This is a genomic window from Streptomyces sp. TP-A0356 (genome assembly GCF_001417775.1).
Lineage (GTDB): Bacteria > Actinomycetota > Actinomycetes > Streptomycetales > Streptomycetaceae > Streptomyces.
Genome location: NZ_BBZJ01000025.1, coordinates 206,125 through 232,446, shown reverse-complemented (window position 1 = coordinate 232,446; position 26,322 = coordinate 206,125). Strand labels below are relative to the sequence as shown.

The following is a 26,322-nucleotide window of genomic DNA, read 5'->3' as shown; positions in this document are numbered from 1 at the left end:
GGTGCCCTTCCGATGGCTGCGGGATCAGGACAGACGAAGGGGGCCACCTGCGAAGTACTCGGCCAGTTCCGCCGCGACGCTCGCGCGCGAGGGCGGGTGGAAGGCGAGCGCCCGTACCGCCGAGGCCAGGCAGGCCACCTCCGGCGAGCGGATGAACGCCATGCCGCCGAGCATCTCCACGGCCTGGTCGACGGTGGCGGCGAGGAGGTCCTGGGTGGCGTAGCGGGCGGTGAGCACCGCGGCCACCGCCGCGTCGCCGTCCAGCCCGTCCTCCAGGGCTCTTGCGGTGCCCTCCACCAGGCCCACGGCCGCGTCGAGCCGCACGGCCAGCGCGGCGCGGTCGTGGGCGTTGCCGCGTTCCCCGGCGAGCACCTGCGCCACCAGTGCGGACGCGGCTCCCGTGTAAGCGGAGGTGGTGAGCAGTTCGAACCAGGTGAAGCCGGCCGTCTGCAGGTCGTCGAGCCGGTCGTGGTCCTCGGGCGTGCTGCGGATGACCAGTTCCTCGGGGACTTCGACATCGGTCAGCCTGACCTCGTCGCTCTGCGCGGCCGCCAGGACGGGCGTCGACCAGAACGTCCTCGTCCCGATGCCGGGCGACGAGGCGGGGATCAGCATGAGGGCCAGGGTCGACCGACCGTCGTCGTCCGGGACCATGACGCTGGCCGTGAGCACGTCCATGGACCGGGACAGGCTGCACGGCTTCTTCGACCCGTTGACCCGGTAGCCGGACTCGGTGCGCTCCGCCACCACGGACGGAGAGAGGATGTTCTGGTCGGTGCGGCCTTCCGCCCAACCGGACGCGAACAGCAGCCCGTCACCGGCCACTGCCGACAGTACCTTCAGCTGGGCCGGCGTGAGCCGCTCGGCGGCCTCGGCCAGCCGGAACAGCATGGCCACGGTGAAGTGGTGCATCACCGTGGCGACGCCCAGGGACGGCGAGGCCGAGGCGATGGCCCGCTGCACCCGCACCGCCTCCAGCGGACCCGCGGCCGTCCCGCCGTACGTGGCGGGGACGAGCAGGCCGGCCCCGCGGTGGCGGCGGTATACCTCCACGACCGGGCTGTCCGCGGCTTCCCGGGCCATGAGCGGAAGCTCTTCGAGCGCGGCGAGAAGCCCCGGATGGAATCGTTCGCAGACCTCGTACGCTGCCGTCAGGGAACGCATGGAAGAAATTCTCCTCGAACGCTGAGGAAATATCGGGTCGGGACCGTCGGAGGAATGTCTGCAACGACGGCCCACGTATTCGGAACGAAGTCTCGCACCTCGTATCTGACTCTCCCCTGACACTGCTCTGACCCGCTGGTCAGGTCCGTATCACTGACGTACGACATCACTGACGCACGGCTGACCCGTCGCTGACCAATACGACGGGTGCCCTTGTGGCCGGGCGCCAGGAATGTGATAACCGGTAGTCTTGACCGCGGACGGCGAGCAGGAATGGATCTCACAATGACCGGGACAATTCCGGAGACGGACATCGCGCTCGACGCGATCCAGCGCTATCCGGACGCAGGCAATCCGAGTGCGTATTTCGCTTTCAACGACGGCAACAGCTATTTCCGGCTGCCCGACACGCCCGGTGTGATCGTGTACCGGCCGGTGGGCCGCTACCTCGTGCAGTTCGGCGGGCCGTTCGCTCCGGAGCAGGCCCGGTCACGGCTGCTCGCCGGGTTCAGCGCCCTCGCCGAGGAGCGGGGGCGTGAGATCGTGGCCGTGCAGTTGCAGACGAAGGACGCCGACATCTACGTCGACCAGGGGTTCACGGTCAACCAGATGGGTGCCTCGTACGCCGTGGACCTGGAGTCGTTCACCCTCGCGGGCACGCGGTTCATGCAGCTGCGCAACAAGATCTCACGGGCGCTGCGCACCGGCCTGAAGATCTACGAGGCGCCCTTCGACGAGTGGGAACCGGCGGTTCGCGCGCTGGACCAGGCCTGGCTGACCACCAAGGGGGACGGCGTGAAGCCGCTGGAGTTCCTGGTGGGGCAGACCGGCGGTCCGTACCAGTCGCTGCGGCGGCTGTTCGTCGCCGAGCGCGACGGGGAGCTCATCGGATACGTCTCCTACGCACCGGTCTACGGCGGGATGGCGGGGTGGATGCACGACCTCAGCCGTCGGCTGCCGGACGCTCCGCCCGGGGTGATGGAGGCGGTGAACAAGGCCGCGATCGACGTCTTCCGTGACGAGGGGACCCGCTGGCTGCACTTCGGCTTCACTCCCTTCACCTCACTGACGGCCCCTCAGTTCCCAGGCCACAGCAAGGCCTTCCACTGGTTCATGAACCACCTGTGGGAGCACGGTGCGCACATCTACCCCGCGCGCACCCAGCTCGACTACAAGGAGAAGTGGGCACCGAGCGTCGTGCTGCCCGAGTACATCGCCTTCCGGCACGGGGCGAGTCTGCCCGCTCTCGTGCACGTCTTCCGCGCCTGCAACGCCGTCTGACCGGCCGTCCGGCCGGCCATCGGGCCGGCCCGCACAGAGAGTCGAGGTGACCCGTGTTCGAGGAGATCGAGTCCCAGGGCAGGAAGGTCGTCGAGTTGTTCACCGCTTGCGCCGCCGCTCCCGACGACCTGGACGCCGCCAGGGCGGCCGACGCGGGGCTGGCCGAGTTGGAGGAGCTGCTGCGCGCGGCGGAGCGGGGCTCCGCATAGGGACTGCGACGGAACGGTCCGGGCCGGTTCATGGGCCCCGCCCGTTCGCGGTCCCTCCCCGGGGCGCTCCGGGACGTGTCCGGGGCCCGTCCACCATGGACGAGCCCCGGACAAGTGCTCTCTCCGTCTCTCCTGCTGTCCTGCCGTCCTGCTGTCCTGCCGTCCTGCCGCTCCTCCGCGTCGTCTCCGCGTCCTCCGGGCGCGGTCACGCGGCGGCGGAAGCCGCGCCGGCGGAGTGCCGGGACACCAAGCCGACGAGCAGGTCCTGGACGCCCGGCAGCGGGCCGGTGGCGCGCAGTTCGCACAGGCCCTGGGTGACGGCCCGGCAGTCGGCCAGCAGGGCGCGCACCGGCGGCGGCTCCACCTCCCGGCAGGGCTCCGGCTCGCCGGTGCGGACCAGGCGTGGTCCGCCACCCGCGACGCCCTCCTGACGCACCACCGCGAACAGGAGCAACTCACAGCCGTCCAGCCGCGGCAGGGACACGCGGACCGGCGCGCCGGGGGCCACGACCGTGCGCAGTTGGTGGGTGTCGATATGCCAGTCCGCGCTGACGTCGAGCCACGGTCCCCCGAGCAGCCGCCGCAGCAGCGTCGTGAGCCCGGACGCGAACGGCCGGGCGGCGGCAGCCCGCCGGCCGGCCGTGGCCCGCGCCCCGTCCACCTCGAAGAACCAGTCGTCGTCGGCCGTCCAGGACATGCTCACCCGGAACGGGCCGCGGTGGCCCGACCCATCGGCCGACGGCAGATCGCCGTAGCTGTCCAGCAGTGCCGCGGGAACCGGTGGAAGGTCCACAAGGACGAATCCCGGCTCGGGCAGGGGCACTCCGTCCTCCCCCGGCTCAGCCCGCGGCGACGGGCGTACGCTCGACGGACGACTGCGCCCGCGCGAGCCGCTCGTCGAGGTGCCGGGCCGAGGAGTTGACCCGCCACAGCGCGCCGCGGGCGATGCCGCGCCGCATGTACGGGGAGTCGGCGGTCGGGATCACCACGTTGTGGAACCAGCCGGCCGCGTGCTGGGAGTCGATGGTGATGTGGAGCTTGTGGTAGGTGATGCCGACCTCGGGCAGCCCCAGCCGCTCCCAGGCCCGCACCACATTGCGGAACCGGTCGGGTGCCAGCCACTCGGTCATGCCGAGGAAGCCGACGGCCTCGGGGTAGAAGTGACGGTAACGGCACAGCAGCACCGCCAGGTTGCCGGAGAGCAGGTCGGTCGCCGTCATCGCGCCTTCCAGGTCCTCCTCACGGACGTCGAACACCTCGTAGATCTTGTTGAAGAGGTACGTGTGGACGGAGTCCGGATCGCCGTTGCCCATCTCGTCCCAGTAGTTGCCGGCGATCTCCATCTTGCTCGCCCCGGACGTACCCACCTGCATCATCGCGAGGAAGTCGTCGAAGCGGCCGTCGACGAGCGACTCCTGGATGACGTACGTGCGCAGGTCCTCGCGCCCGGCCTCGTGGTTGATGAACTCCGTGTAGTACGGGTGCTTGAACGCGCGGTGGGCCCGCACCAGCCCCTTGAGCCAGGACATGAACTGCTTGGGGTCGTCGGGGGCCTCCTCCAGGGTGCCCGGTTCGATCCGGCGGTCCTCGGCTGCCATGGTGGCGCGCTCCAGCAGTCGGGTCACCTCGTGCAGCAGTACAGAGCCTTCGGCGGTGGGCTGTTCGGGGATGCGCATGACGGTCTGGTAGATGCGTGACAGCAGCAGTTGCTGCTCGTAGTGGGCGTCGGCGTCGCCGGCGGCCACCGCCTCGTTCAGGCCGGTCACGGCCGCGACGACGCGCCCGCGGTCGCCATGGAAGCGCCGGTCGATCTCCTCGGCGGAGACCGTCAGCCAGGACGAGACCTCGTCCACGATCTCCGCGTGTCCGGACGGACGGGTCACGGACACGGCGGTGTTGTTGCTGGGCACGCCTTCTCCAATCTCTTGGGATTCGACGCTCGTTCGCATCGCGCCGGGATGTGGGTGAATGCGGCACCGTCGACGAGAATCCATGGGCACCTGGATAGGGGCGGTGCGCGGACGGGCGGTCTGCAGGCCCGTTCCCATGTGGCCGTCACGCCAAAGACACGCGCATCCTGAAGAATTCGGGATGCGCGTGCCTGGGTGATTACCAGCGGAGAGGGCAGGATTCGAACCTGCGCGGGCAGAGCCCGACCGGCGAGTACCCCACCGGACCCCATTCGGCCGCTTTGGGTACCTCTCCAACCGCCTTTCGGTGCTCATAGCTTCGCACACCCGCCCTGACACGGGCCTGATAGAAATCTGAGAGGCGGTCGAACGGTGCACCCGCGATATCAGGAAGCCATCAGCGGCTGCTGGGATAGTGGCGGCAAGGCCGGGCGCACGCCCGTTGCGCATACGGCGCGCATGCCCCCAGGTTTCACCAGCGAGGAGATTTCCGGTGAGCGCTGAGTCCCGCAAAATACCCGTGTCGCGGCTCTACAACGACGAGAAAGGGGAATCGCACTTCATCGAGGAGACCCTGGAGGTGACCGCGGCCAATTTCGCCCCGCCCGCCCCGCCGATCTATGTCTCCGAGGGAGTGCCGGCCAAGCAGGTCGTCTACCTGTTCCTGCCGGCCGGGTACGAGGGCGACTTCCACCCCGCGCCCCGCCGCCAGATCATGACGCTCATCAGCGGCTCGCTGGAGTGCATCGTCAGCGACGGCGAGACGCGCCGCTTCACCCCGGGCAACACCCAGCTGGTGGAGGACACCGAGGGCAAGGGCCACGCCACCAAGGCCCTTGAGGACTGCGTCATGGTGGTGTCCCAGCTGGACTAGAGGGGCCGGCTGGGGCCGGCCGGTCCCTGACCGCCCGCGTCAAACCGGCCGACGGACACGACCGGGCGGGTGCCGCATCGACACGGCACCCGCCCGGTCGGCATGTCCGTCCGGCCGTTCAGCCCTTGACGTAACCGAAGCTCTCCACGATCAGGCCGTCCCGCAACCTGGTCACATTGACTCCCCGTACGAAGTCCTTCGACCCCGACCCCCAGCGCATCGTCCAGCGGCACACGGCCCGGTCACCGGCCGCCCAGACCTCCTCGGGCTGGAAGTCCACGGCCTCGTTGGCGGCGATCCCGGACCAGAATTCCAGACACTCGGCATAGCCCTCGTGCCGTGAACCGTCCGGCGCCGGACCGGAATTCTCCAGAACGCAGTCCTCGGCGAGCAGCCCCTTCAGAAGGCTGGGGTCGTGCTCACGGAACGCGCGGTTGAACTCATCGATAACCTTGAGAGTCTGCTCATCTGACATTGCCTTCCTCATGCCTTCCTGTCGGGCCGTACGGCGACGGGAATCCGAACACCCGTTACGGCAGCACAACGGCGACCACCGGACGCGACGGAGCACACGTTCCGCCGTCAGGGCCGCCGGAGAAGTCATACCGCGCCGAGTGCGGTGCCTCCAAGCCCTGGAGCGCCGAGGTCAGCAGGTTGTCAGCGGATGCGCCATACCGTGAGGACATGACCGATGCGGACATGGCACCACTCGACTTGGCATATCACCAGGCAACCGAATACCTGGCAGGTCTCGCCCGACGCCCGGTGGGCGCCACCGCAAATGCCGAACAATTGCTGAAAATGTTCGGTGGGCCGCTGCCCTCCGGACCGCAGCCCGCTACGGAGACCATCGGCCTGCTGGGCCGTGCCGTCGCGGAGGGCGGCATTCCGGCCGCTTCCGGACCGCGCTACTTCGGCTATGTCACGGGCGGCACCCTGCCCGTGGCGATCGCCGCGGACTGGCTCGTCGCCGCGTGGGACCAGACGGCCAGTCTGTACAACCTCTCGCCGGCCATCGCCGTCGCGGAGCACGTCGCCGGCCAGTGGGTGCTGGAACTGCTCGGTCTGCCGGAAGGCGCCTCGGTGGGCTTTCCGACCGGCTGCACCATGGCCCATCTGACCTCGCTCGCCGCAGCGCGCCACCAGTTGCTCGCCAGGGCGGGATGGGACGTGGAGCGCGACGGCCTGCCGGGGGCGCCGCGGGTCCACATCGTGGCGGGCGCCCAGCACCACATGACCATCGACCTCGCCGCCCGCTACCTCGGATTCGGCAGCGGTGGCATCCACAACGTGCCGGTGGACGGACGGGGCCGGATGCGGCCGGACGCCCTGGCCGGGACGCTGGCGACTCTCGACGGGCCGGTCATCGTCTGCGCCCAGGTCGGAGACGTCAACTCGGGGGCCGTGGACCCCGTCGGCGAGATCTGTGACATCGCCCGTCGGCACGACGCCTGGGTCCACGTCGACGGGGCCTTCGGACTGTGGGCAGCGGCCAGCCCCCGGCTGCGGCCGCTGGTGACCGGGATCGAGAAGGCCGATTCATGGGCGCTGGACGCGCACAAGTGGCTCAACGTCCCCTACGACTGCGGCATCGTCGTGGTGGCCCATCCCGAGGCGCACCGAGCCGCGATGCTCAACGAGCGGGCCGGCTACCTGCCGGCGGGCACGCCCGGCGAACGGGACGCCATCGAGTGGGTGCCGGACTTCTCCCGGCGGGCCCGCAGCCTGCCGGTGTGGGCCGCGTTGCGCACGCTGGGCCGCGCCGGTGTCGCCGAACTGGTCGAGCGGTGCTGCGATCTCACGGCTCGCTTCGCCGAGCGGCTCGCCGGGGTGCCCGGTGTGGAGCTGCTCAACGAGGTGGTGCTCAACCAGGTGATGGTGCGCTTCGGGGACGACGACACGGCGACCCGCGAGGTCGTGGCCCGTGTCCAGGAGAGCGGGGTCTGCTGGTTCGGCGGCACGGTCTGGCAGGGCAGGGCCGCAATGCGCGTGTCGGTGGTCAACTGGCGGACCACCGAGGAGGACGTGGACCGTAGCGTCGACGTCATCCGGAATGCCGTGCTGGCCGTTCTTCCGGCGGGATGACGGTACTCCTGGACCGGCACGCATCCGGCCCGGCGCGGGGTGTCCCCCGCGCCGGGCCGGACCCGTCTCACCTCAGTTCTTCCTCGTCCGCCCGCTCGACCCACCGGGCGAAGGTCTCCTCCTCGTCCCGGCGGCCCGCCAGGTACCGGAGGGTGATCCGCTCCACGTAGTCGGGGAGTTCGGCGGCGGTGGTCCTCAGGCCGCGCAACTTCCTGCCGAACGCTCCCTGCTGGTCCTCCGCGAGGGCCAGGCCGCCACCGAGATGCACCTGGAAGCCCTCCACCTGACGGCCGTCCGGGCCGTTCAGGAGCTGGCCCTTTAGGCCGATGTCGGCGACCTGCGTCCGCGCGCAGGAGTTGGGACATCCGTTGATGTTCACACTGAGCCGGGCCGGCCGCCCGGCAAGCCGCTGTTCCAGTTCGGCCACCAGGACGGCGGCCCGCTCCTTCGTCTCGACGATGGCGAGCTTGCAGTACTCGATCCCGGTGCACGCCATGGTCTCGCGCCGCCAGGACGAGGGCTCCGGCTCCAGCCCGAGCCTGCGCAGGTCGGCGACCAGCGGCTCGGGCTCGGCGACGTCGAGCACCAGCAGCTTCTGATACGGCGTCAGCCGGACCCGCCCCGACCCGTGCGCCTCGACGGCGTCGGCGAGGGCGGCCAGCCGCGTACCGGAGAGGCGTCCCACCACCGGGGCGGCACCCACGTACCACCGCCCGTCCCGCTGCGGGTGGACGCCGATGTGGTCGAAAGGGCGGGCCGGCAGCACCGGCGGCGGGCCGTCGAGGAGGCACCGGTGCAGGTACTCCTCCTCCAGCACCTTGCGGAACCGGTCCACGCCCCAGTCGGCGACCAGGAACTTCAGCCGCGCCCGGTTCCGCAGCCGCCGGTAGCCGTAGTCCCGGAAGAGCCCGGCGACGCCCAGCCAGACCTCCGCGACCTCCGCGAGCGGCACCCACACCCCGACCGGCTGCGCGAGCATCGGCTGGGTGGACAGCCCGCCGCCCACCCACAGGCCGAACCCGGGGCCGTGCTCGGGGTGCACGGCCCCGAGGAAGGCCACGTCGTTCACCTCGTAGGGGACGTCCGGCAGCCAGGAGACCGCGGACTTGAACTTGCGTGGGAGGTTCGACAGCGTCGGGTCGCCCACATGACGGGCGACGATCTCCTCGATGGCCGGGGTGGCGTCCAGCAGTTCGGCGGCTGCCACCCCCGCGACCGGACTGCCCACGATCACCCGCGGGCAGTCGCCGCAGGCCTCGGTGGTGGACAGACCGACGGCCTCCAGGCGGCGCCAGATGGCAGGCACGTCCTGGATCCGCACCCAGTGCAGCTGGATGTTCTGCCGGTCGGTGATGTCGGCCGTGTTGCGCGCGAAGCGCATCGAGACGTCCGCGACGGCCCGGAGCTGCGCGGCGTCGAGGCGACCGCCGTCGACCCGCACCCGCAGCATGAAGTGCTCGTCCTCCAGCTCCTCGGGCGGCAGGACGGCGGTGCGGCCGCCGTCGATGCCCGGCTTGCGCTGGGTGTACAGCCCCCACCAGCGGAAGCGCCCGCGCAGGTCGTCCGGGTCGATGCCGGCGAAACCCGTGCGGGAGTAGACCCGTTCGATCCTGTCGCGGACCTTCAGAGGGTCCTCGTGCTGTTTGAACTCCTCGTTGGCGTTGAGCGGCGCGCGCTCGCCCAGGGCCCACTGGCCCTCGCTGCGCGGGCCGGGCGAACGCGCGGCCTTCGACGCGCGGGTCGCCGCGGTCTCCGTCATCCGGTGCTCCTTCCGTAGCCGAGCCGGTCGCCCCGGCGGCGGGGAGCGGACACTGCCGACGCTCCCGGTCGACGGGGCGGTCCGACAGTCAGGCGGGCTCCTTGAGCGGGCCCGTCACGGGAACGATCATGCCGCCCGGCAGCCAGTCCGTCCCGTCCGCGTGATGGTGGCCGGCGCCGCCGCTGCCCGGCACGTACGGCACCGCGACGGCGTAGAGCCTGGCCGGGGACCGTACCGTCGTGCCGTGCGCCCGCCGCCAGGCGTCGTAGCCGGCGGCGGCCGGCAGTTCGCCGGGAAGCCGCTCGCCCAGGGCGGCGAGATAGCGCATCGCGTCGTTGCCACGGGGCGCGTACCGCAGCGGGATGACCTGGCCCGCGCTGGGCTGCAGCAACGTGGGGGTCAGCAGCCAGGGCGCGAGGTAGGTGCCCTGCGCCGTGATCCGCCCGGCGGCCACGTCCCTCACCGCCGTGTCGGCACCGGCCCACCCCGCGACCACGATCAGCGGGCGCCGGGCCGTTCCCGGCCGTGCCACGTCGAGGCCGGTCCGGCGAGCCGCGGCACGCACCACTTCCGCGGCGGCCACCGCCCTCGGTGAGCCGTCATCGGCGAGGGCGACGCCCCGCTCGCCGCGGTGTGCGAGGAAGCCGACGACGGACCGCAGCGCGGCCGCGTCCACGGGGTCGAGCCGGTCGGCGGGACAGCTGTCGAACGGCGTGCGGCTCCCGGCGAGCGCGGCGCCGACCGCGGCGCCGGAACACTCCGGACCGTCGGCGCCTCCCAGCGCCGTCGGCGTCCGCACGCGCCGGTCGCCGGTGTCGACCGCCAGGGAGGCGGTCGCTCCGTACGCCGACACCCATACCTGGCTCTGTCCGGGCGGCAGTTCCACGGTGACCCATGTCCGGTCGCTGCCGGGATACGCACGCCCCGCCGTGAGCCGGCCGCGCTCCCGACCGGCCGTGGCGTCCGCCGCGCCGATGCCGACCAGATTGAGTCCTGGCCTGTTCGGGACCACCGTCACGGGCACGCTGGTGCCGCCCAGCCGCACCTGGCTCACGACAGGGGTGCCGCGCACCTCGGTGGCGGTTGCCTGTCCGGTCCGCCATGCGACGACCGAGGCGGCGGCCAGTACGGCGCAGACGACAGCGCCCGCGAAGTAGCCGGAGGCGGTGGCCCTGCGGCGCAGCGCTCCCCTGCGGAGCAGGACGACACCGAGCGCGGTGGCGACACTCAGCACCAGTGCGCCCAGGACGAGGGCTCCGTACACGGATGGAACCAGGTGCCCGGGGCCGGCGAAACCCTCGGCCACGGGCACCTGGAGCGAGGTGGTCGTCCTCATCGCAGGGCGCGGTCGCTCACCGCGAACAGGACGCCGTGGGGCTGCGCGTTCCCGTAGTCGCCGTGCGGCCAGGACGCGCGATTGAAGGCGACGCAGGGTTCGCCCGTGTTCTCGTCGCGGAACCGGCGGTCCAGCGTCGGGCGCCCCCGGCCGTCCAGGTTGAACATGCACACCCGGTGGTCGCCGTCACCGCCGAAGGAACCGGCGACGAAGTAGTTGGCGACGGCGATCCGGCTGATGCGGTCCGTCTCGTGGTACACCCCGCCACGCCCGCGCCGGAAGATGTCCATGCTGCCCCAGTGCGGACCGCCCGAGGTGACGTCCCGGATCGGCACCACACCGGCCAGTTCGGGGCAGTCCCGCTCGGTTCCGCCGGCATAGGCCTCGTTGAGCTGGTCGATGGAGCACCGGCTCGACTTGCCCCTGGCGAGCAGCTTGTGGATGTCGAGGACGTACAGCATGCCGGTGGTGACGTCGAGGGGCTTGCCGTACGGCACGGACTGGCCCATGACGGTGTGGAACAGATAGCGGTCGTCCGGGCTGACGGCCAGCCAGCTGGAGTTGTCACCGCCCCCGTTGACGGATCCGCCCGGATGGAAGGTGCGGTAGGCGGTGCTGTCGTCGAAGACCTCGCGCCACGTGGGCTTCTTGGCGGTGATGTCCGGCGTGTAGAAGACCGCGCCGCCCGCCATCGAGGAGACGAAGGCACCCCGGTGTCCGCGCCGATTGGTGGTGGCGACCTCCATGACGACCCGGGACTCACGGAAGAACGCGCGCTTCTCCAGCGCACCGCGCGGCCCGTCGTGGACCTTGGAGACGGAGATCAGCTTCGGGTTGTTGCGGTCCTTGATGTCGAAGACGCGCACCGTCTGCCGGGCCAGGTTCTCCTTCAGCGGCGAGTTGGGAGTCATGAAGTTGCGCGCCTCGGCGAAGTCGCTGGAGACCATGATGTCGAGGTCCTCGCGCACCGCGATGCCGTGCGGATTGGCGCAGCTCGCCGCCGGCAGCGCGGGCACGTCGCCGCACTGCCGGGCGTCCTCCGAGTTCTCGGTGGCCGCCGGGATCTCCGCCAGGGTCCGGCCGTCCTTGCCGATGTGCACGATCTCACCGGGGGAGCCCGCCGCGCCGTTGCCGACACGTACCTGGCCGTTGGTGTAGGTGCAGGGTCCGGACACGTTCGGTCCGCCCATGTACGTCCCGTACGCCGTGCCGTCGCCGAGTACCTGGTAGGCGTCGGGCAGGGTGCCGCACGGCGTCTGCGTGGGTGTGTTCACTCCGACCAGGCGAAGGGCGGGCAGGGCACGGGAGTCGAAGACGAACGTGGTGTCGGAGAGGATCCCTCCGGCGTAGATGCGGTCGCCCTTGTGCCACACGTACTGCAGGTGGTGCGGTTCGTTCCCGGTGCCCGGGCCCATCGTCACGGTGTTGGCGATCTTGCCGTAGGTGGGTGACCCGGGTGTGGCGTCGATGACGGCGAGGAAGTCCGGCGCCGGCTGCTTGGCCGGTCCGGCCCAGACGAGGAGCCACTTCCGGCCGGGGCCGTCCGCCGCCTTGGTCAGATGGTTGGTCGCGGTGTATTCGACGCCGTCGGTGCCGTGGAAGGCGGATGTCCACTGACGGGGTGCGTCGGCCGCGGCGCTGCTGCCTCCCGCCAGCAGCCCCGCGGTCATGGTGAGCGCCAGCAGGGCGAGTAACGCCCGGCGCACGGAGCCGGGTTGTCGGAGCCTGTGAAGTCTCATCGCTTTCGGTGTCCCTCTCCCGGTGCACTCGGCCCGGACATGTGGTGGCCCTACGGTCTCTTACATTTCCGAAACAGCGTTTCCCGGCACCGTCCGTGAGACGCGTGACACCGATTCGGCAACGACACGTGCATTTACGTGTCCACCGGATTCATGGATTGTGGACACCACGCACACCGGGACGGACGGGTCTCTTGCTCACCCGGCACTATCCCAGGGGTCCGCTGACTCAGAACTGATCAGACACTTGCCGCTCGCTGACGGGCCCGCCCCGGAGCAGGGGTCAGTGATCGGTCAGCGCGCCATATGCCGCCGTTGCTAATGTCATCCGAGCCGCGCATCCGAAGTGCACCGGAGGCGCCTTCGAGACCATTTGACATTGCGTTCAGCAATTGTTGCCGAGTATTTCGGACGGTACCGACGAAGGGCAGCCGGATGACGATGGCCCAGACAGGCTCTCGGAAGGCGCTCGCCGAGCGGGCGGGCCGTGATCTGGAGGACGCCTCAGCGCTGGAGATCCTCCGGTGGGCGGCCGACACGTTCGGCAGGCGCTGGTGTGTGACCTCCTCGATGGAGGACGCGGTGGTCGCCCACCTCGCCTCCCGGGCGATGCCCGGCGTGGACGTGGTGTTCCTGGACACCGGCTACCACTTCCCGGAGACCATCGGCACCCGCGACGCGGTCGAGGCCGTGATGGACGTCAACGTCATCACCCTCACCCCCCGCCGGACGGTCGCCGAACAGGACGCCCGGTACGGCCCCCGCCTGCACGAGCGCGACCCCGACCTGTGCTGCAGGCTCCGCAAGGTCCAGCCCCTGGAAGAGGGCCTGCGGGGCTACGACGCCTGGGCGACCGGACTGCGCCGCGACGAGTCCCCCACCCGGGCCCACACCCCGGTCGTCGGCTGGGACGACAAGCGGCGCAAGGTCAAGATCTCGCCCATCGCCCGCTGGAGCCAGGACGACGTGGACGCCTACGTCGCCGAGCACGGCGTGCTGACCAACCCGCTGCTGATGGACGGCTACGCCTCCGTGGGCTGCGCCCCCTGCACCCGGCGGGTCCTGGCGGGCGAGGACGCGCGGGCCGGCCGCTGGGCGGGGCGCGCGAAGACCGAGTGCGGGCTGCACGGCTGACCATGACACACACTCAGGAGACACACGTGACGACCGGAGCCACCGTCTGGCTCACGGGTCTGCCCAGCGCCGGCAAGACCACCATCGCCCTGGAGCTGGCCGGCCGGCTGCGCGCGGAAGGACACCGCGTCGAGGTCCTCGACGGGGACGAGATCCGCGAGTTCATCTCGGCGGGCCTGGGCTTCAGCCGCGAGGACCGGCACACCAACGTCCAGCGCATCGGCTACCTGGCCGAGCTGCTCGCCCGCAACGGTGTCAAGGCACTCGTCCCGGTGGTCGCGCCGTACACCGACAGCCGCGAGGCGGTGCGCAAGCGGCACGAGGAGAACGGGACCCCGTACCTCGAGGTGCACGTGGCGACCCCGGTCGAGGTGTGCTCGGTACGCGATGTGAAGGGTCTGTACGCCAAGCAGGCCGCGGGCGAGCTGAAGGGGCTCACCGGGGTCGACGACCCGTACGAGCCACCGGCCGATGCGGCGCTCACCCTGCGGACACAGTCGCAGACGCCCCAGGAGTCGGCGCACGCCGTGTACACGCTGCTGGGCGGGAGGGGGCTCGTATGACGCTGGAACAGGTCTTCGCGCTCAGCCACTTGGAGGCTCTGGAGTCCGAGGCGGTGCACATCTTCCGCGAGGTGGCGGGTGAGTTCGAGCGGCCGGTGATCCTGTTCTCCGGCGGCAAGGACTCCATCGTCATGCTGCACCTGGCACTGAAGGCGTTCGCCCCGGCCCCGGTCCCCTTCTCCCTGCTGCACGTCGACACCGGCCACAACTTCCCCGAGGTACTGGAGTACCGCGACCGCACCGTCGCCAGGCACCACCTGCGCCTGCACGTGGCCTCGGTCCAGGACTACATCGACCGCGGCGTCCTCGTGGAACGCCCCGACGGCACGCGCAACCCCCTGCAGATCCTCCCCCTCACCGAGAAGATCCAGGCCGAACGCTTCGACGCCGTCTTCGGCGGCGGGCGCCGGGACGAGGAGAAGGCCCGCGCCAAGGAACGCGTCTTCTCCCTGCGCGACGAGTTCTCCCAGTGGGACCCCCGCCGCCAGCGCCCCGAACTGTGGCAGCTCTACAACGGCCGCCACGCTCCCGGTGAACACGTTCGCGTCTTTCCCCTGTCCAACTGGACGGAACTGGACGTGTGGCAGTACATCGCCCGCGAGAACATCGAACTGCCCCAGATCTACTTCGCCCACGAACGCGAGGTCTTCCGGCGCGCCGGAATGTGGCTGACCGCCGGCGAGTGGGGCGGCCCCAGGGACGGCGAGAGTGTCGAGAAGCGGCAGGTGCGCTACCGCACCGTCGGCGACATGTCCTGCACCGGCGCCGTCGACTCCGACGCGATGACACTGGAGCAGGTCATCGCCGAGATCGCCGCGTCCCGCCTCACCGAACGCGGCGCCACCCGAGCCGACGACAAGCTCTCCGAAGCCGCCATGGAGGACCGCAAGCGCGAGGGGTACTTCTAGCCATGAACAACACCACCATCGACACACTGCGGTTCGCGACCGCGGGATCGGTCGACGACGGCAAGTCCACCCTCGTCGGACGGCTCCTGCACGACTCCAAGTCGGTCCTCGCCGACCAGCTGGAAGCGGTGGAACGCGCCTCCGCCGGCCGCGGCCGGCACGGCCCCGACCTCGCCCTGCTCACCGACGGCCTGCGCGCCGAACGCGAGCAGGGCATCACCATCGACGTCGCCTACCGCTACTTCGCCACCCCCCGCAGGCGGTTCATCCTCGCCGACACACCCGGCCATGTGCAGTACACCCGCAACATGGTCACCGGCGCCTCCACCGCCGACCTCACCGTCATCCTCGTCGACGCCCGCAACGGCGTCGTCGAACAGACCCGCCGCCATGCCGCGATAGCCGCCCTGCTGCGCGTCCCCCATGTGGTCCTCGCCGTCAACAAGATGGACCTGGTCGACTACCAGGAGGCCGTCTTTGCGCAGATCGCCCAGGAGTTCACGGCCTACGCCACCGAACTGGGCGTCCCCGAGATCACCGCCATCCCCATCTCCGCCCTGACCGGCGACAACGTCGTGGAAGCCGCCGCCACCATGGACTGGTACGGCGGTCCCACCGTCCTGGAACACCTGGAAACCGTTCCGGTCAGCCACGACCTCGCCCACTGCCACGCACGACTGCCCGTCCAGTACGTCATCCGCCCGGGGACCGCCGAACACCTCGACTACCGCGGCTACGCGGGCCAGATCGCGGCGGGTGCCTTCCGCGTCGGCGACCCGATCACCGTCCTCCCCTCGGGCCGCACCACCACCATCTCCGGCATCGACCTCCTCGGCACATCCGTCGACGTCGCCTGGACCCCCCAGTCCGTCTCCCTCCTGCTCCAGGACGACATCGACATCTCCCGCGGCGACCTGATCGTCCCGAGCAAGGACGCCCCCTCCACCACCCAGGACATCGAGGCGACCCTCTGTCATCTGCACGAACGCCCGCTGCGCACGGGCGACCGCGTACTGCTCAAGCACGGCACCCGCACGGTCCGTGCCGTGGTCAAGCGCCTTGCGTACCAACTGCTTCTGCACGACCTGTCGCTGCGTCCGCGCCCGGCGGAACTTCGGATGAACGCCATTGGACAGGCGCTCCTGCGCACGTCGGAGCCGGTGTCACCGGATCCTTACGCGGTCTCGCGGAGGACCGGCTCCTTCCTGCTCATCGATCCGGCGGACGGCACGACGCGCACCGCGGGAATGGCCGGCGAGGCCTTCGCCCGTCCCGGCGCTCCGAGCCGGCACCGCCCGGAGAGCGTCGCGTCATGAGGGCGGCTCGTCGTGTGATCGCCGCGCTCGTGCTGCTGCTCGGCACGCTCACCGCATGCGGTTACGGCTCCCGCGGCGCCGACGGCGACGGAACGCCGGCGGCCGCGCACGGCAGGAAGCTCTCCGCCGATGCCGTGCGGATCGGTTACTTCCCCAATCTGACCCATGCCACCGCACTGGTGGGCGTCCGAAAGGGACTGATCCAGCAGGCGCTGGGCGGCACCCAGGTGAAGACGGCCACGTTCAACGCCGGTCCCTCCGAGATCGAGGCGCTCAACGCGGGCTCCATCGACATCGGTTTCATCGGCCCCTCGCCGGCCGTCAACGGCTATACGAGGGCCGGCGGCCGCAACCTCCGGATCATCTCGGGGGCCGCGTCGGGCGGCGTGAGCCTGGTGGTCAACCCCAGGAGGATCAGGTCCCTGAACGACGTGCGGGGCAAGAGGATCGCGACGCCTCAGCTCGGCAACACGCAGGACGTGGCGTTCCTCAACTGGATCGCGGACCAGGGCTGGAAGGTCGACGCGCAGAGCGGCAAGGGTGACGTCTCGGTCGTCCGCGTCGACAACAAGGTCACCCCGGACGCCTACGGAGCCGGTTCCGTCGATGGCGCCTGGGTGCCGGAGCCGACCGCGTCCAAGCTGGTCGCCGAGGGCGCCAAGGTGCTGCTCGACGAGGCCGATCTCTGGCCGGGCAAGAAGTTCGTGATCACGAACATCATCGTGTCGCAGTCATTCCTCACCGGACATCCCGACGTGGTGGAGGCCGTGCTGCGCGGCACGGTGCGCACGAACCGCTGGATCCGGGAGCACCCCGCCGAGGCCGGGCGCGTCGCCAACGCGGCGCTCGGGGACCTCACCGGCAAGGCCCTCCCGGCAGCGGTCCTGACCCACGCGTGGTCCCGCATCGGGTTCACGGACGATCCCCTGGCCGCCACTCTGCGCGTCCAGGCCGACCGTGTCGCGCGCGTCGGTCTGCTGGACCACCCCCGGCCTGCCGGAATCTACGACCTCGGGCCCCTCGACCGCGTGCTGAGCGGTCAGGGGCTGCCCCGGGTGTCCGACGCCGGCCTCGGCACCCCGTAATCGCGCATCCGTCCGACCTCCAGGAGCGACGACATGGTCACCGTCCTCACCGGGACCGAGCAGCGCACGGCGGTCGAGCACGCCGTGCGGGTCTCGCACGTCTCGAAGTCCTTCGCCGGGCCAGCCGGGCGACAACTCGTCCTCGACGACATCACCTTGGATGTCGCGCCGGGTGAGTTCGTCACGCTCCTGGGGGCCTCGGGCTGCGGCAAGTCGACGCTGCTCAGCCTGGTCGCCGGGCTCGACGCCCCGACGGCGGGCCGCATCACGACCAACGGCAGTCCGGCGCTGATGTTCCAGGAGCACGCCCTGTTCCCGTGGCTGACCGCGGGCAAGAACATCGAACTGGCCCTGAGGCTCAGGGGGGTCAGGAGGAGCGAGCGGCGTGGGCGGACCGAGGAGCTGCTCGAACTCGTCCGGCTGCAGGGCGCGTACGGCAAGCGCGTGCACGAGCTGTCCGGCGGTATGCGCCAGCGGGTCGCCCTGGCCCGCGCCCTGGCCCAGGACAGCCGTGTACTGCTGATGGACGAGCCGTTCGCGGCCCTCGACGCCATCACCCGCGATGTGCTGCACGACGAGCTGACGCGCATCTGGGAGGAGACACGGCTGTCCGTTCTCTTCGTCACGCACAACGTGCGCGAGGCGGTGCGGCTCGCGCAGCGTGTCCTTCTGCTCTCCTCACGCCCGGGCCGCGTGGCCCGCGAGTGGACGGTCGGCATACCGCAGCCGCGCCGCATCGAGGACGCCCCTGTCGCGGAGTTGTCCATCGAGATCACCGACGTACTGCGTGGAGAGATCCGCCGCCATGGCCGGCACAGCTGAGGCCTCGGGCCCCGTCGCGGAGACGGCCGACTCGGGCCGCTCCGCACTGGGCGGGCTGGAGGCCGGGCTGGACGCGCTGGAGACCGAGCAGGCCCGGCGCGCTCCGGTGCGGAACCTGCTGCGCACCCTGCTGCCGCCGCTGCTGGCCGTCGCCCTGGTGATGACCGTGTGGCAGGCACTGGTGTGGGCGCACGTGACGAGCGACTACAAGCTGCCGCCGCCGTCCGCGGTGTGGCACAGCCTGTCCGACATGTGGCTGCGAGGGACGCTCTTCGACGTCGTCTGGACCAGTGTGTCGCGCGGTCTGTCCGGGTTCCTGCTGGCCCTCGCCGTCGCCACACCGCTCGGTCTGCTGGTGGCCAGGCTCAAGCCGCTGCGCGCGGCGATCGGTCCCGTCCTGTCGGGGCTCCAGTCGCTGCCGTCGGTGGCGTGGGTGCCGCCGGCCGTGATCTGGCTGGGGCTGAACGACTCGATGATGTACGCGGTGATCCTGCTCGGCGCGGTCCCGTCCATCGCCAACGGCCTGGTGTCCGGCGTGGACCAGGTGCCGCCGCTGTTGCTGCGCGCCGGCCGCACGATGGGCGCCAGGGGACTGAGCGGTACCTGGCACATCGTCATGCCGGCCGCGCTGCCGGGCTATCTGGCGGGCCTGAAGCAGGGCTGGGCGTTCTCCTGGCGCTCGCTGATGGCCGCCGAGATCATCGCCTCCTCCCCCGACCTGGGCATCGGCCTCGGCCAGTTGCTGGAGAACGGCCGCAACAACGCCGACATGCCAGGGGTGTTCCTGGCCATCATCCTCATCCTGGCCGTCGGCGTCGCGGTCGACCTGGTCGTCTTCTCCCCGCTGGAGCGGTGGGTGCTGCGCAGCCGCGGACTGGCCGGGGCATCCGGTGGCTCCCGCACACGCCCCGGGCGAGCCGCACGGCGTACGGCGAGGTGATCCTGGCCCCCTACGAGGCGTCGGCCCCCACGGTCCGAAGGGCCGACGCCTCGTCATAGCGCTGGAGCAGCAACAGGGCCAGTGCGGGGGCGGGGCCCAGCACGTCGGCCAAGGCATCGACGGCGGCGGCGCGGGCGTCCCTGGCAATGCGGTCGGACAGCACACCGGGTGCGATGACATACGGGGCCACGGCGACATGCCGTACGCCCTCGGCACGCACGGCCCGTACGGCGTCGAGAACGCCCGGCACGCCGTCGGTACGACAGACGGTGGAGGCGACCGCGGGTACCACGGCGCACCAGCCGGTGCGCGCCAACTCCCGCGCGGTTTCGGCGATCCCCGCGATCGCCTCCGGATCGGTGGAGCCCGCGGACGCCAGCACCAGGCCGGTGACGGACCGGTCCGCGGGCTGGACTCCGGCCTGGCGCAGCCGACGCTCCAGGGCCGCGCGCAGCAACGGCGACGGACCGAGGACGGCGGCTGTCCGCACCCTGAGGCGATGCCGGCCGGCACCGGCCAGGACCGCGGGGAGGTCGGCCTTGGCGTGGTAGGCCCGGGTCAGCAGCAGCGGCAGGGCCACTACGTCCGTCACACCCTCGGCGGCGAGGCCCGCCAGCGCGCCGGTCACCGTCGGGGTGTCGAAGTCCAGGTAGGCGGCGATGACCCGCAGCCCGGGCCTGAGCGACCGTACCCGCCGGACGAGGGCGCGCACGGTCGCCGCGTGCCGAGGGTCGCGGCTGCCGTGGGCGACCACGAGCAGCGCGGGGTCGGGCGCCCTGAGCACCGCGTGTGGCACGTTCCTAGGGCGCCGGGACCATTGCCGCGGCGGGGGGCGCCGTCAGCCAGGTCGGCTCGTTGCTGAGCAGGATGGGGTCGTGCGTGAGGATGGCCTGCTCGTACTGACGCAGCACCGGTGACGGCTCGATGCCGAGGGATTCGACCAGGTCGTGACGGCACTGGCGGTAGACGTTCAGCGCGTCGAGCTGCCGACCCGATCGGTAGAGGGCACGCATCAGGAGCAGACAGAACTGTTCCTGCACGGGATTGCGCGAGTGCAGCTCCATCAGTTCCGGGAGGATCCGCTCGTGGCCGCCGACCCTGAGTTCCAGTTCGTAGAGCAGGGCGAGGGCCGAGTTCCTGGCCTCCAGGTACTTGGCGGAGGCGGCCTGGCACAGCGGGCCGCCGGTGAGCCCGCCGAACACCGGGCCCTGCCAGCGGGACAGTGCTCTGCGCAGGCTCTCGATGTCCTCGTGCACATCCCCTCGGCCTCGGGCGAGCCGGGCGTGGATCGCCTCGACCGCGTCGAGGAACACATAGGCGTCGAGCTCCGCCCGATCGAGGGAGAAGCCGTAGCCGGACATGCTGGTGACCACCCGGGAGGCCTCTCTCTCCGGCTCCAGCACCGCGAGCACCCGGCGGATCCTGCTGACCTGGGCCTGCAGCGCGTTGTCCACCTTGGCCGGAGGGGTCGTGCCCCACAGTTCGACGATGAGGGAATCGACGGTGACCAGCGAACCACCGGTGACCAACAGGGTGGCGAGAAGTGTCTGCTGAATTGCGCCACCGAGTTTTACCGTGCTGTCACCCTGAGTTATTTCTATAGAGCCCAGTACCGAAAATTTCAACACAAACCTTCTCCCCCCGCGAGATGGAAAGTGAACGGGATGCGGCATCTCGACCGGTGCCACCGAGCATTCAAACATGCCTCTGACGTCGGACGATGACAGGGCGCCATGGTGAAGACGCCGCCACGTGCATCCGACCGCGAGGCGACTCGGTTCAATCGTAAATCTCCGACTGAAATCCAAGACGCCGAATTTGTAAAGTCTGAATGTGGACCGATCGGTCTCCGACCGTATCCGGTCACCCCTGGCACTGTCAACGGTCATACATTCGAAGAATGGTCCGGCATTCGCGCTGACTTGAAATAGCCGGTCGCGTCCGAAAGAAGCCGTCGAGGGACGTCAAAAACCAGATGAAAGCCGTGCAGCGCGGAGACGGCGAATACGGGGGATTCTGATGGACGCCGCCCCGCGCTGCACGGCCGCTCAGGTGGCCGAAAGACCTCAGGCCGACCGCTGCCGGTGCTTCACCGCCCCGGCCAGGGCGATCAGGGTCACGGCCGCGGTGATCCCGGTGACGGTCCACAGGCCCGCCCGGTAGGGCGCGAGCCCGCCGCCGGAGGCGAGCGCGAAGATCGTGGCCGTCACGGCGATGACGATGCCGTTGCCCACCTGCGCCCCGGCGTTGAACAGACCCGACGCCAGGCCCTGCTCGTCCTCACCCGCACTGCCGACCGCGGCGATGTTCAGGGCCGGGTAGACGCCGGCGAAGCCGAGTCCGCCGAGCAGTTGCTGGACGAGGAGCGTGACGATGGGATCCACGTGCCCGATGAGCAGCACCCAGCCGATGTATCCGACGCTCATCATCACCAGGCCGACCGTCGCGACGAGCCAGGCACCGTACTTGGTGACCAGGGCCGCCCCGTAGCTGGCCGTCGCCGCCGTGAGCACACCGCCGAGCAGGAAGGCGAGGCCGGCCTGCATCGGCGACCAGCCGAGCTTCTGCTGGTAGTAGAGGGTCAGCACGAACTGGAAGGAGACGTACGCGCCGAAGAAGAGCATGCAGAGGTTGGCGCGCACCAACTGCCCCCGCCGGAAGATGGACAGCGGCACCAGGGGCGCCGGGTGCCGTCGCTCGACCAGGACGAACAGCGGGATGAGCACGGCCGCCGCGACGAGCGATGCGATGGTCAGACCGTCGCTCCAGCCCGCGCCGGCCGCACGGCTGAGTCCGTAGACGAGCGCGACGGCGCCCGCGGTGACGGTGATCGCGCCGAGGACGTCCAGGCTGCCGCGGTCCCGCTGCCGCTGCCCGGCCGGGACGACGGATGCGGCGAGCAGAGCGACGACCAGGCCGGCCGCGGCCGGCAGGAACAGAATCAGACGCCACGAGGCACTCGCCAGCAGGCCACCGAGCAGCAGCCCCAACGCGTAACCCGCCGAGGCGACGGCGAGGAAGGTGCCCAGGGCCCGGTTCCGGGACTGCTCGTCACGGAAGGCGTCCAGGAGGATCGCCATCGCGGCGGGCGCCGTGATGCCGGCGCTGACACCCTTGACGAGCCGGGCCGCCACGAGCAGCAGTCCGTTGTCGGCGATGCCGCCCAGGCAGCTGGCGACGACGAACACCAGGAGCCAGCCGATGAGCAGCTTCTTTCGGTTGAGCAGGTCCGCCAGCCGTCCGCCGAGCAGCAGGAAGCCGCCGAAGCCCAGCGCGTACGCGGAGACCACCCACTGCAGCGCCGCGGGGGACATGCTCAGGTCTTTCTCGATGAGCGGGAGCGCGGGCCCCATGCTCGCGATGTCCATCGCGTCGAGGAACTGCACCGCGCACACGACCGCGAGCAGCAGAGGCAGGCTCTTCACCGCTGGCGCGCCGACGTCCAGCCGCGCGGCCGGCGCCGCGGGCGGGGATGTGGAGGACGCCTCAGTCATGATCAGACTCCGATCGGAGGGCGACGACGTCGCAGACAAGATCACGGACCGAGCGGTCCGGGACCGATCGGTCCATTTCTAGCGTCCACAAGTGGCCCTGTCAAACGTATGCTTGGGACCACGGGGGTAGCGTGGAAGGGAGTCAGACATGGCACGCACGCCCGCGCCCGGAACACGACGGCGCATCCTCAGCGCCGCCGCCAAGCTCTTCAGCGAGAACGGCGTGCGAGCGGTCGGTATGCAACAGGTCATCGAGGAGACCGGGGTCGGCAAGAGCCTGCTGTACCGGGAGTTCGCCAGCAAGGACGAACTGGTGGCCGCGTGGATCCGTCAGAGCGACGAGGAATGGTGGGAGCACGCGCGCAAGGTCACCCAGCCCCACGCGGGCGACCCGGCCCGGCAGATCATCGCGCTGATGGAGTTCTTCTACGAGAGCGTCAGCGCTCCGGACTTCCGGGGGTGCATCTACTTCAACACCTCCAGCGAGTTCCGCGATCCCGCGCATCCCGGTCGCGTGGAGGCCAAGCTGCACCTGGAGAAGCTACGGATCTGGATGCGCGACCTCGGCGCGACGGCCGGAGCCGACGACCCCGAGTCCATGGCAGACGCACTGATGCTGGTCATCGGCGGCATGCTGGCCAACGGCGAGGTGCTGGGAGCGTCGGGCCCGGCGCGCATGGCCGTCGCCACGGCGGAGGCCATCATCCGCCAGTACTGCCCTGACTACGTCCGCAGCGCGGCCGCCTGAGTGAAAGCCGTCGGCCCCGCGGCGGGCGCCGCGGGGCCGACGGCTGGACCGGTGCCGTCCGGTATCAGGGACCGACGCGTTCCGGCCTGGCGTGCCGGACCGCGACCCCGTGCTGCTCGTATCCGTCGTTGTAGACGAAGGAGGTGGGCAGCCTGTCGTGGAACTGGTAGTCGTAGCGGATCCGGCCGTCCTCGTCCAGCACCAGGATGTCCTGCCCCGCCATCTCCATCTCACCTGTCCCGGCCGTGACCATCACCCAGTTGAACCGGATCACGTCGTGGTGACCGGTCGCGTTGTTCCCCGACCTGAAGACATAGCCCATGGGGTCGTAGATCTCGTGGGTGTACGCCATCTGCGCCACGATGGCCTCACGGCCCCGGATCGGGTCGCGCCGATAGAAGACGTAGGTGGCATCCGGGGCGTAGAGCCGTTCGACGCCCGCGCGGCGGCGCTCGGGATCGGTCTCGTTCCACAACGCGACGTAACGGTCGGTGAGTTCATTCGGTCCTGGCAGCATGGCTCGTCTCCCGGGTCGGCTGGGGATCCGCCGTGTGCCGCCGCAGCAGTTGCACCAGGTCGGCGGCGATGGCGGGAACCTGTGAACGGATGAAGAAGTGGCCCTCCGGAAACACCCGGCACCCCAGGTACCGGGGTGTGCGGCCGGCCCAGGCCCGCATCGCCCCCGGCTCCAGCAGCGGGTCGTCACGGCCCGCGTAGGCGACGACGGGGCAGTCGACGGCGGCGGCGTCGTCCTCGTAGTCCAGGCACACCGCGCTGTCCGCGGCCATCGCCTGCGCGACCGCCGCCAGCATGTCCGGATCGTCGCCGACCTGCGCGGGCAGTCCCCCCAGTCGGCGCATCGCGGTCAGTGCGGACTCCTCGGACGGCCGTCCCGTCGCCAGTCCTCGGAAGCCCTCCGGGCTCCAGCCCGACACGGCCAGGAGCGCGGGCGGGCGGCCTCGTGACTGCAGGACCACGGCCGCGCGGTAGGCGAGCAGCGCCCCCATGGAATGGCCGAACACCGCGTACGGGCGCTCGTCGAGATCGGCCGAGAGCACCTCGGTCACCGTGTCCACCAGAGGGGCCAGCCGGGTGTACGGGCGCTCCGGACGACGCTCCTGCCGGCCGGGCAGTTGGACGGCCTGGGCGCAGATGTCACTGGGCAGCTGCCCGAACCAGTCGTGAAACGCCGTGACGCTGCCACCGCTGTGGTGGAACAGGAACAGCCGGACCGCGGCGTCCGGTTCCGCGTCGGGCGGGTGCAGCCAGCGCGAGGGAGCCGCCGCCGGTTCGGTCAGGGAGGCCCTGTGGGTCTCGGGCACGGCGGTCACCCCCCGGCCGTGGCCGTGCGGGCCGTATGGCGCTCCCTGAGCACCCGGCGCAGTACCTTCCCGGTCGGATTGCGCGGCAGGCCGTCGACGATGTCGTAGCCGGTGGGGATCTTGAAGTTGGCGATGCGCCCGTTGAGGAAGCGCAGGAAGTCCCGGGGTTTGGCCTCGGCCCCGTTCCGCAGGACGACCGCGGCCTTCACCGCCTCGCCCCAGTGGGCGTCCGGGACTCCGTAGACCGCGACGTCCGCGACCGCCGGATGCTCCCGCAGCGCGTTCTCCACCTCTGTCGGGTAGATGTTCTGGCCCGCCACGATGATGGTGTCGTTGACGCGATCGACGAGGAACAGATACCCGTCCTCGTCCAGGTAGCCCATGTCCCCCATGGCGAGCCAGCCGTCCACCACGGCGTCCGCGGTGGCCTCGGGCAGCCGCCAGTACTCCAGGAAGCGCGCCGGGCTGTTGACCCACACGCGTCCGATGCGGCCCGCCGGCACAGGGTGTCCCTCGTCGTCGGCGATCCGGATCTCATTGCCCGGGCAGATCCGGCCGGCCGAGCCCAGGACACGGCTGTCCGGGGTGTGGTCACTCGGGGCCAGACAGGTGACGAAACTGCCCGCCTCCGCCGAGGAGTACCCCTGGGCCAGTTCGCAGCCCAGGACGTCGATGCAGGTCAGCAGCAGATCCCGGTCGATCGGCGAGCCGCTGTAGACCACCTTGCGCAACGACCGGAAGGTGTCGCGTGTCGTGCCCTGCTCGGTCAGCATCATGCGCAGCATCGCCGGCGCGGCCCACAGGGTGGTGATCTCGTGCCGCTCGATGAGCTTCGCCGCCTCGTCGGCGACGAACTTCCGCATGATCACGGTGGTGGCGCCGGCGTTGAAGGAGTGCATGAACCAGCCGAACCCCGAGGTGTGCAGGCCCGGGAAGCAGCTCAGCCCTCGGTCGCCGGGCCGCCAGTCGATCCAGTCCACGCCGTGGGCCGTCGTGTCGGCGATGAAGGTGAAGAACGTGCGCTGGGCCAGCACGACGCCCTTCGGCAGACCGGTCGTTCCACTGGTGTAGAGCTGGGCGACCGCGTCGTCGAAACCGGTGACCGGTGGCAGGTCGGTGTCCGGATGACCTTCCTTCCACGCCAGGAAGCCTCCGGCCACATGGGTGTCCGAGTCGGTCCTGACGATGTGGCGCAGCCGCGGCAGAGAGGGCCGCAGCCGCTCGACCACACTCTCGAACTCGCGCTCGACGAAGAGCAGTTCCGCCTGGGAGTCGCCCAGGATGTGCTCGACCTCGCCGGAGGTCAGCCGCCAGTTGATCGGGACCAGGACGGTGCCGCTCTTGGCGCAGCCCAGGGCGATGTCGTAGTAGTGCTCCGACTCCTGGCCCAGGTAGCCCACCCGGGCTCCCGCACCCAGGCCGGCACCGAGCAGCGCGTGGGCGGTGCGGTTGCTGTGCCGGTGCAACTCGCCATAGGTCAGCGTGCGGTCCTCGCAGACGACGGCGGGGTGATCGGGTCGCCGGCCGGCGTGCAGGGCCGACCGCGCGGCGAGTGTCCTCTCGTTCCGGTTGTCCATGGTGCCCCTCGGATCGTAGGGCCGGCGCCCGGCGGGCGCGGCTGTGGCGCGATGAC

25 protein-coding genes and 1 tRNA gene are annotated in these 26,322 nt (G+C 70.5%); 12 read left to right on the top strand and 14 right to left on the bottom strand.

The features are described 5' to 3' along the window. Window positions 1-24: 24 nt before the first annotated feature. Window positions 25-1,164, bottom strand: coding sequence for an acyl-CoA dehydrogenase family protein (locus ASC56_RS27410; protein ID WP_055494236.1), 1,140 nt, complete (start codon window positions 1,162-1,164; stop codon window positions 25-27). Between the two features lie 285 nt (window positions 1,165-1,449). On the opposite strand from ASC56_RS27410, the gene ASC56_RS27405 reads away from it, so the two are divergent. After that, window positions 1,450-2,445 (top strand): bifunctional lysylphosphatidylglycerol flippase/synthetase MprF, encoded by a 996-nt coding sequence (locus ASC56_RS27405; RefSeq protein WP_055494235.1) that lies wholly within the window; start codon window positions 1,450-1,452, stop codon window positions 2,443-2,445. Between the two features lie 53 nt (window positions 2,446-2,498). After that, entirely contained in the window at window positions 2,499-2,654 is a 156-nt protein-coding gene (locus tag ASC56_RS41295) for a hypothetical protein (protein WP_199836078.1), read from the top strand. Between the two features lie 205 nt (window positions 2,655-2,859). Here the strand turns inward: ASC56_RS41295 and ASC56_RS27400 are convergent, their stop codons facing one another. The 3 genes from ASC56_RS27400 to ASC56_RS40720 form a co-directional block, all read right to left on the bottom strand. Next, on the bottom strand, window positions 2,860-3,477 hold the full coding sequence (locus tag ASC56_RS27400; RefSeq protein ID WP_055494234.1) for a 2OG-Fe dioxygenase family protein: 618 nt from the start codon (window positions 3,475-3,477) through the stop codon (window positions 2,860-2,862). Window positions 3,478-3,493: 16 nt separating this feature from the next. Then, complete coding sequence (locus tag ASC56_RS27395) at window positions 3,494-4,564, bottom strand: iron-containing redox enzyme family protein (protein ID WP_234377075.1); 1,071 nt, start codon at window positions 4,562-4,564, stop codon at window positions 3,494-3,496. A gap of 206 nt (window positions 4,565-4,770) precedes the next feature. Then, window positions 4,771-4,859 (bottom strand) — tRNA-OTHER (locus ASC56_RS40720). Window positions 4,860-5,057: 198 nt separating this feature from the next. On the opposite strand from ASC56_RS40720, the gene ASC56_RS27390 reads away from it, so the two are divergent. Next, the gene (locus tag ASC56_RS27390; RefSeq protein ID WP_055494232.1) at window positions 5,058-5,438 is read left to right on the top strand and encodes a hypothetical protein; all 381 of its coding nucleotides are present in this window, start codon (window positions 5,058-5,060) and stop codon (window positions 5,436-5,438) included. Window positions 5,439-5,556: 118 nt separating this feature from the next. Here the strand turns inward: ASC56_RS27390 and ASC56_RS27385 are convergent, their stop codons facing one another. Continuing rightward, on the bottom strand, window positions 5,557-5,913 hold the full coding sequence (locus ASC56_RS27385; protein ID WP_055494231.1) for a nuclear transport factor 2 family protein: 357 nt from the start codon (window positions 5,911-5,913) through the stop codon (window positions 5,557-5,559). 209 nt (window positions 5,914-6,122) lie between these two features. On the opposite strand from ASC56_RS27385, the gene ASC56_RS27380 reads away from it, so the two are divergent. Then, window positions 6,123-7,523: an aminotransferase class V-fold PLP-dependent enzyme gene (locus ASC56_RS27380; protein WP_055494230.1), complete on the top strand. Its 1,401-nt coding sequence runs from the start codon at window positions 6,123-6,125 to the stop codon at window positions 7,521-7,523. A 67-nt stretch (window positions 7,524-7,590) separates the two neighbouring features. Here the strand turns inward: ASC56_RS27380 and ASC56_RS27375 are convergent, their stop codons facing one another. The 3 genes from ASC56_RS27375 to ASC56_RS27365 form a co-directional block, all read right to left on the bottom strand. Beyond that, window positions 7,591-9,282, bottom strand: a complete 1,692-nt coding sequence (locus tag ASC56_RS27375; protein WP_055494229.1) for a nitrite/sulfite reductase — start codon at window positions 9,280-9,282, stop codon at window positions 7,591-7,593. An 88-nt stretch (window positions 9,283-9,370) separates the two neighbouring features. Beyond that, window positions 9,371-10,618: a hypothetical protein gene (locus ASC56_RS27370; RefSeq protein ID WP_055494228.1), complete on the bottom strand. Its 1,248-nt coding sequence runs from the start codon at window positions 10,616-10,618 to the stop codon at window positions 9,371-9,373. Beyond that, a complete protein-coding gene (locus ASC56_RS27365) occupies window positions 10,615-12,324 on the bottom strand; it encodes a selenium-binding family protein (protein ID WP_234377074.1) in 1,710 nt (569 codons plus the stop codon). Before ASC56_RS27365 ends, ASC56_RS27370 begins: the two co-directional genes overlap by 4 nt. 468 nt (window positions 12,325-12,792) lie before the next feature. Here ASC56_RS27365 and ASC56_RS27360 point away from each other — a divergent pair, with 468 nt between their 5' ends. From ASC56_RS27360 to ASC56_RS27330, 7 genes are read left to right on the top strand one after another with little or no spacing between them, the layout of a single operon-like run. Continuing rightward, entirely contained in the window at window positions 12,793-13,491 is a 699-nt protein-coding gene (locus ASC56_RS27360; protein ID WP_055494226.1) for a phosphoadenylyl-sulfate reductase, read from the top strand. A 2-nt stretch (window positions 13,492-13,493) separates the two neighbouring features. Next, on the top strand, window positions 13,494-14,054 hold the full coding sequence (cysC, locus tag ASC56_RS27355; protein ID WP_079102721.1) for an adenylyl-sulfate kinase: 561 nt from the start codon (window positions 13,494-13,496) through the stop codon (window positions 14,052-14,054). Next, a complete protein-coding gene (gene cysD / locus ASC56_RS27350; protein WP_055494224.1) occupies window positions 14,051-14,962 on the top strand; it encodes a sulfate adenylyltransferase subunit CysD in 912 nt (303 codons plus the stop codon). Before cysC ends, cysD begins: the two co-directional genes overlap by 4 nt. Window positions 14,963-14,964: 2 nt before the next feature. Further along, window positions 14,965-16,278: a sulfate adenylyltransferase subunit 1 gene (locus tag ASC56_RS27345; protein WP_055494223.1), complete on the top strand. Its 1,314-nt coding sequence runs from the start codon at window positions 14,965-14,967 to the stop codon at window positions 16,276-16,278. After that, window positions 16,275-17,363 (top strand): aliphatic sulfonate ABC transporter substrate-binding protein, encoded by a 1,089-nt coding sequence (locus ASC56_RS27340; RefSeq protein ID WP_055494222.1) that lies wholly within the window; start codon window positions 16,275-16,277, stop codon window positions 17,361-17,363. The genes ASC56_RS27345 and ASC56_RS27340 overlap by 4 nt, the downstream gene beginning before the upstream one ends. Before the next feature lie 33 nt (window positions 17,364-17,396). Further along, a complete protein-coding gene (locus ASC56_RS27335; protein ID WP_055494221.1) occupies window positions 17,397-18,185 on the top strand; it encodes an ABC transporter ATP-binding protein in 789 nt (262 codons plus the stop codon). Beyond that, window positions 18,169-19,125, top strand: a complete 957-nt coding sequence (locus ASC56_RS27330; protein ID WP_055494220.1) for an ABC transporter permease — start codon at window positions 18,169-18,171, stop codon at window positions 19,123-19,125. The genes ASC56_RS27335 and ASC56_RS27330 overlap by 17 nt, the downstream gene beginning before the upstream one ends. 10 nt (window positions 19,126-19,135) lie before the next feature. Here ASC56_RS27330 and ASC56_RS27325 read toward each other — a convergent pair whose 3' ends face one another. From ASC56_RS27325 to ASC56_RS27315, 3 genes are all read right to left on the bottom strand, one after another. After that, window positions 19,136-19,921, bottom strand: a complete 786-nt coding sequence (locus ASC56_RS27325; protein ID WP_234377073.1) for a sirohydrochlorin chelatase — start codon at window positions 19,919-19,921, stop codon at window positions 19,136-19,138. 4 nt (window positions 19,922-19,925) lie between these two features. After that, entirely contained in the window at window positions 19,926-20,654 is a 729-nt protein-coding gene (locus ASC56_RS27320) for a BTAD domain-containing putative transcriptional regulator (protein WP_234377072.1), read from the bottom strand. Window positions 20,655-21,191: 537 nt separating this feature from the next. Beyond that, a complete protein-coding gene (locus ASC56_RS27315; protein WP_079102719.1) occupies window positions 21,192-22,619 on the bottom strand; it encodes an MFS transporter in 1,428 nt (475 codons plus the stop codon). Between the two features lie 148 nt (window positions 22,620-22,767). On the opposite strand from ASC56_RS27315, the gene ASC56_RS27310 reads away from it, so the two are divergent. Continuing rightward, on the top strand, window positions 22,768-23,367 hold the full coding sequence (locus tag ASC56_RS27310; RefSeq protein ID WP_055494218.1) for a TetR/AcrR family transcriptional regulator: 600 nt from the start codon (window positions 22,768-22,770) through the stop codon (window positions 23,365-23,367). A gap of 64 nt (window positions 23,368-23,431) precedes the next feature. On the opposite strand, the gene ASC56_RS27305 is transcribed toward ASC56_RS27310, so the two are convergent. From ASC56_RS27305 to ASC56_RS27295, 3 genes are read right to left on the bottom strand one after another with little or no spacing between them, the layout of a single operon-like run. Continuing rightward, complete coding sequence (locus tag ASC56_RS27305) at window positions 23,432-23,884, bottom strand: nuclear transport factor 2 family protein (protein ID WP_055494217.1); 453 nt, start codon at window positions 23,882-23,884, stop codon at window positions 23,432-23,434. Further along, window positions 23,865-24,689 carry a thioesterase II family protein gene (locus ASC56_RS27300; RefSeq protein WP_159039705.1) on the bottom strand — a complete coding sequence of 275 codons (825 nt, stop codon included), beginning with the start codon at window positions 24,687-24,689 and terminating at the stop codon, window positions 23,865-23,867. Before ASC56_RS27300 ends, ASC56_RS27305 begins: the two co-directional genes overlap by 20 nt. 5 nt (window positions 24,690-24,694) lie before the next feature. Then, on the bottom strand, window positions 24,695-26,266 hold the full coding sequence (locus ASC56_RS27295) for a long-chain-fatty-acid--CoA ligase (protein ID WP_055494215.1): 1,572 nt from the start codon (window positions 26,264-26,266) through the stop codon (window positions 24,695-24,697). Window positions 26,267-26,322 lie beyond the last annotated feature (56 nt).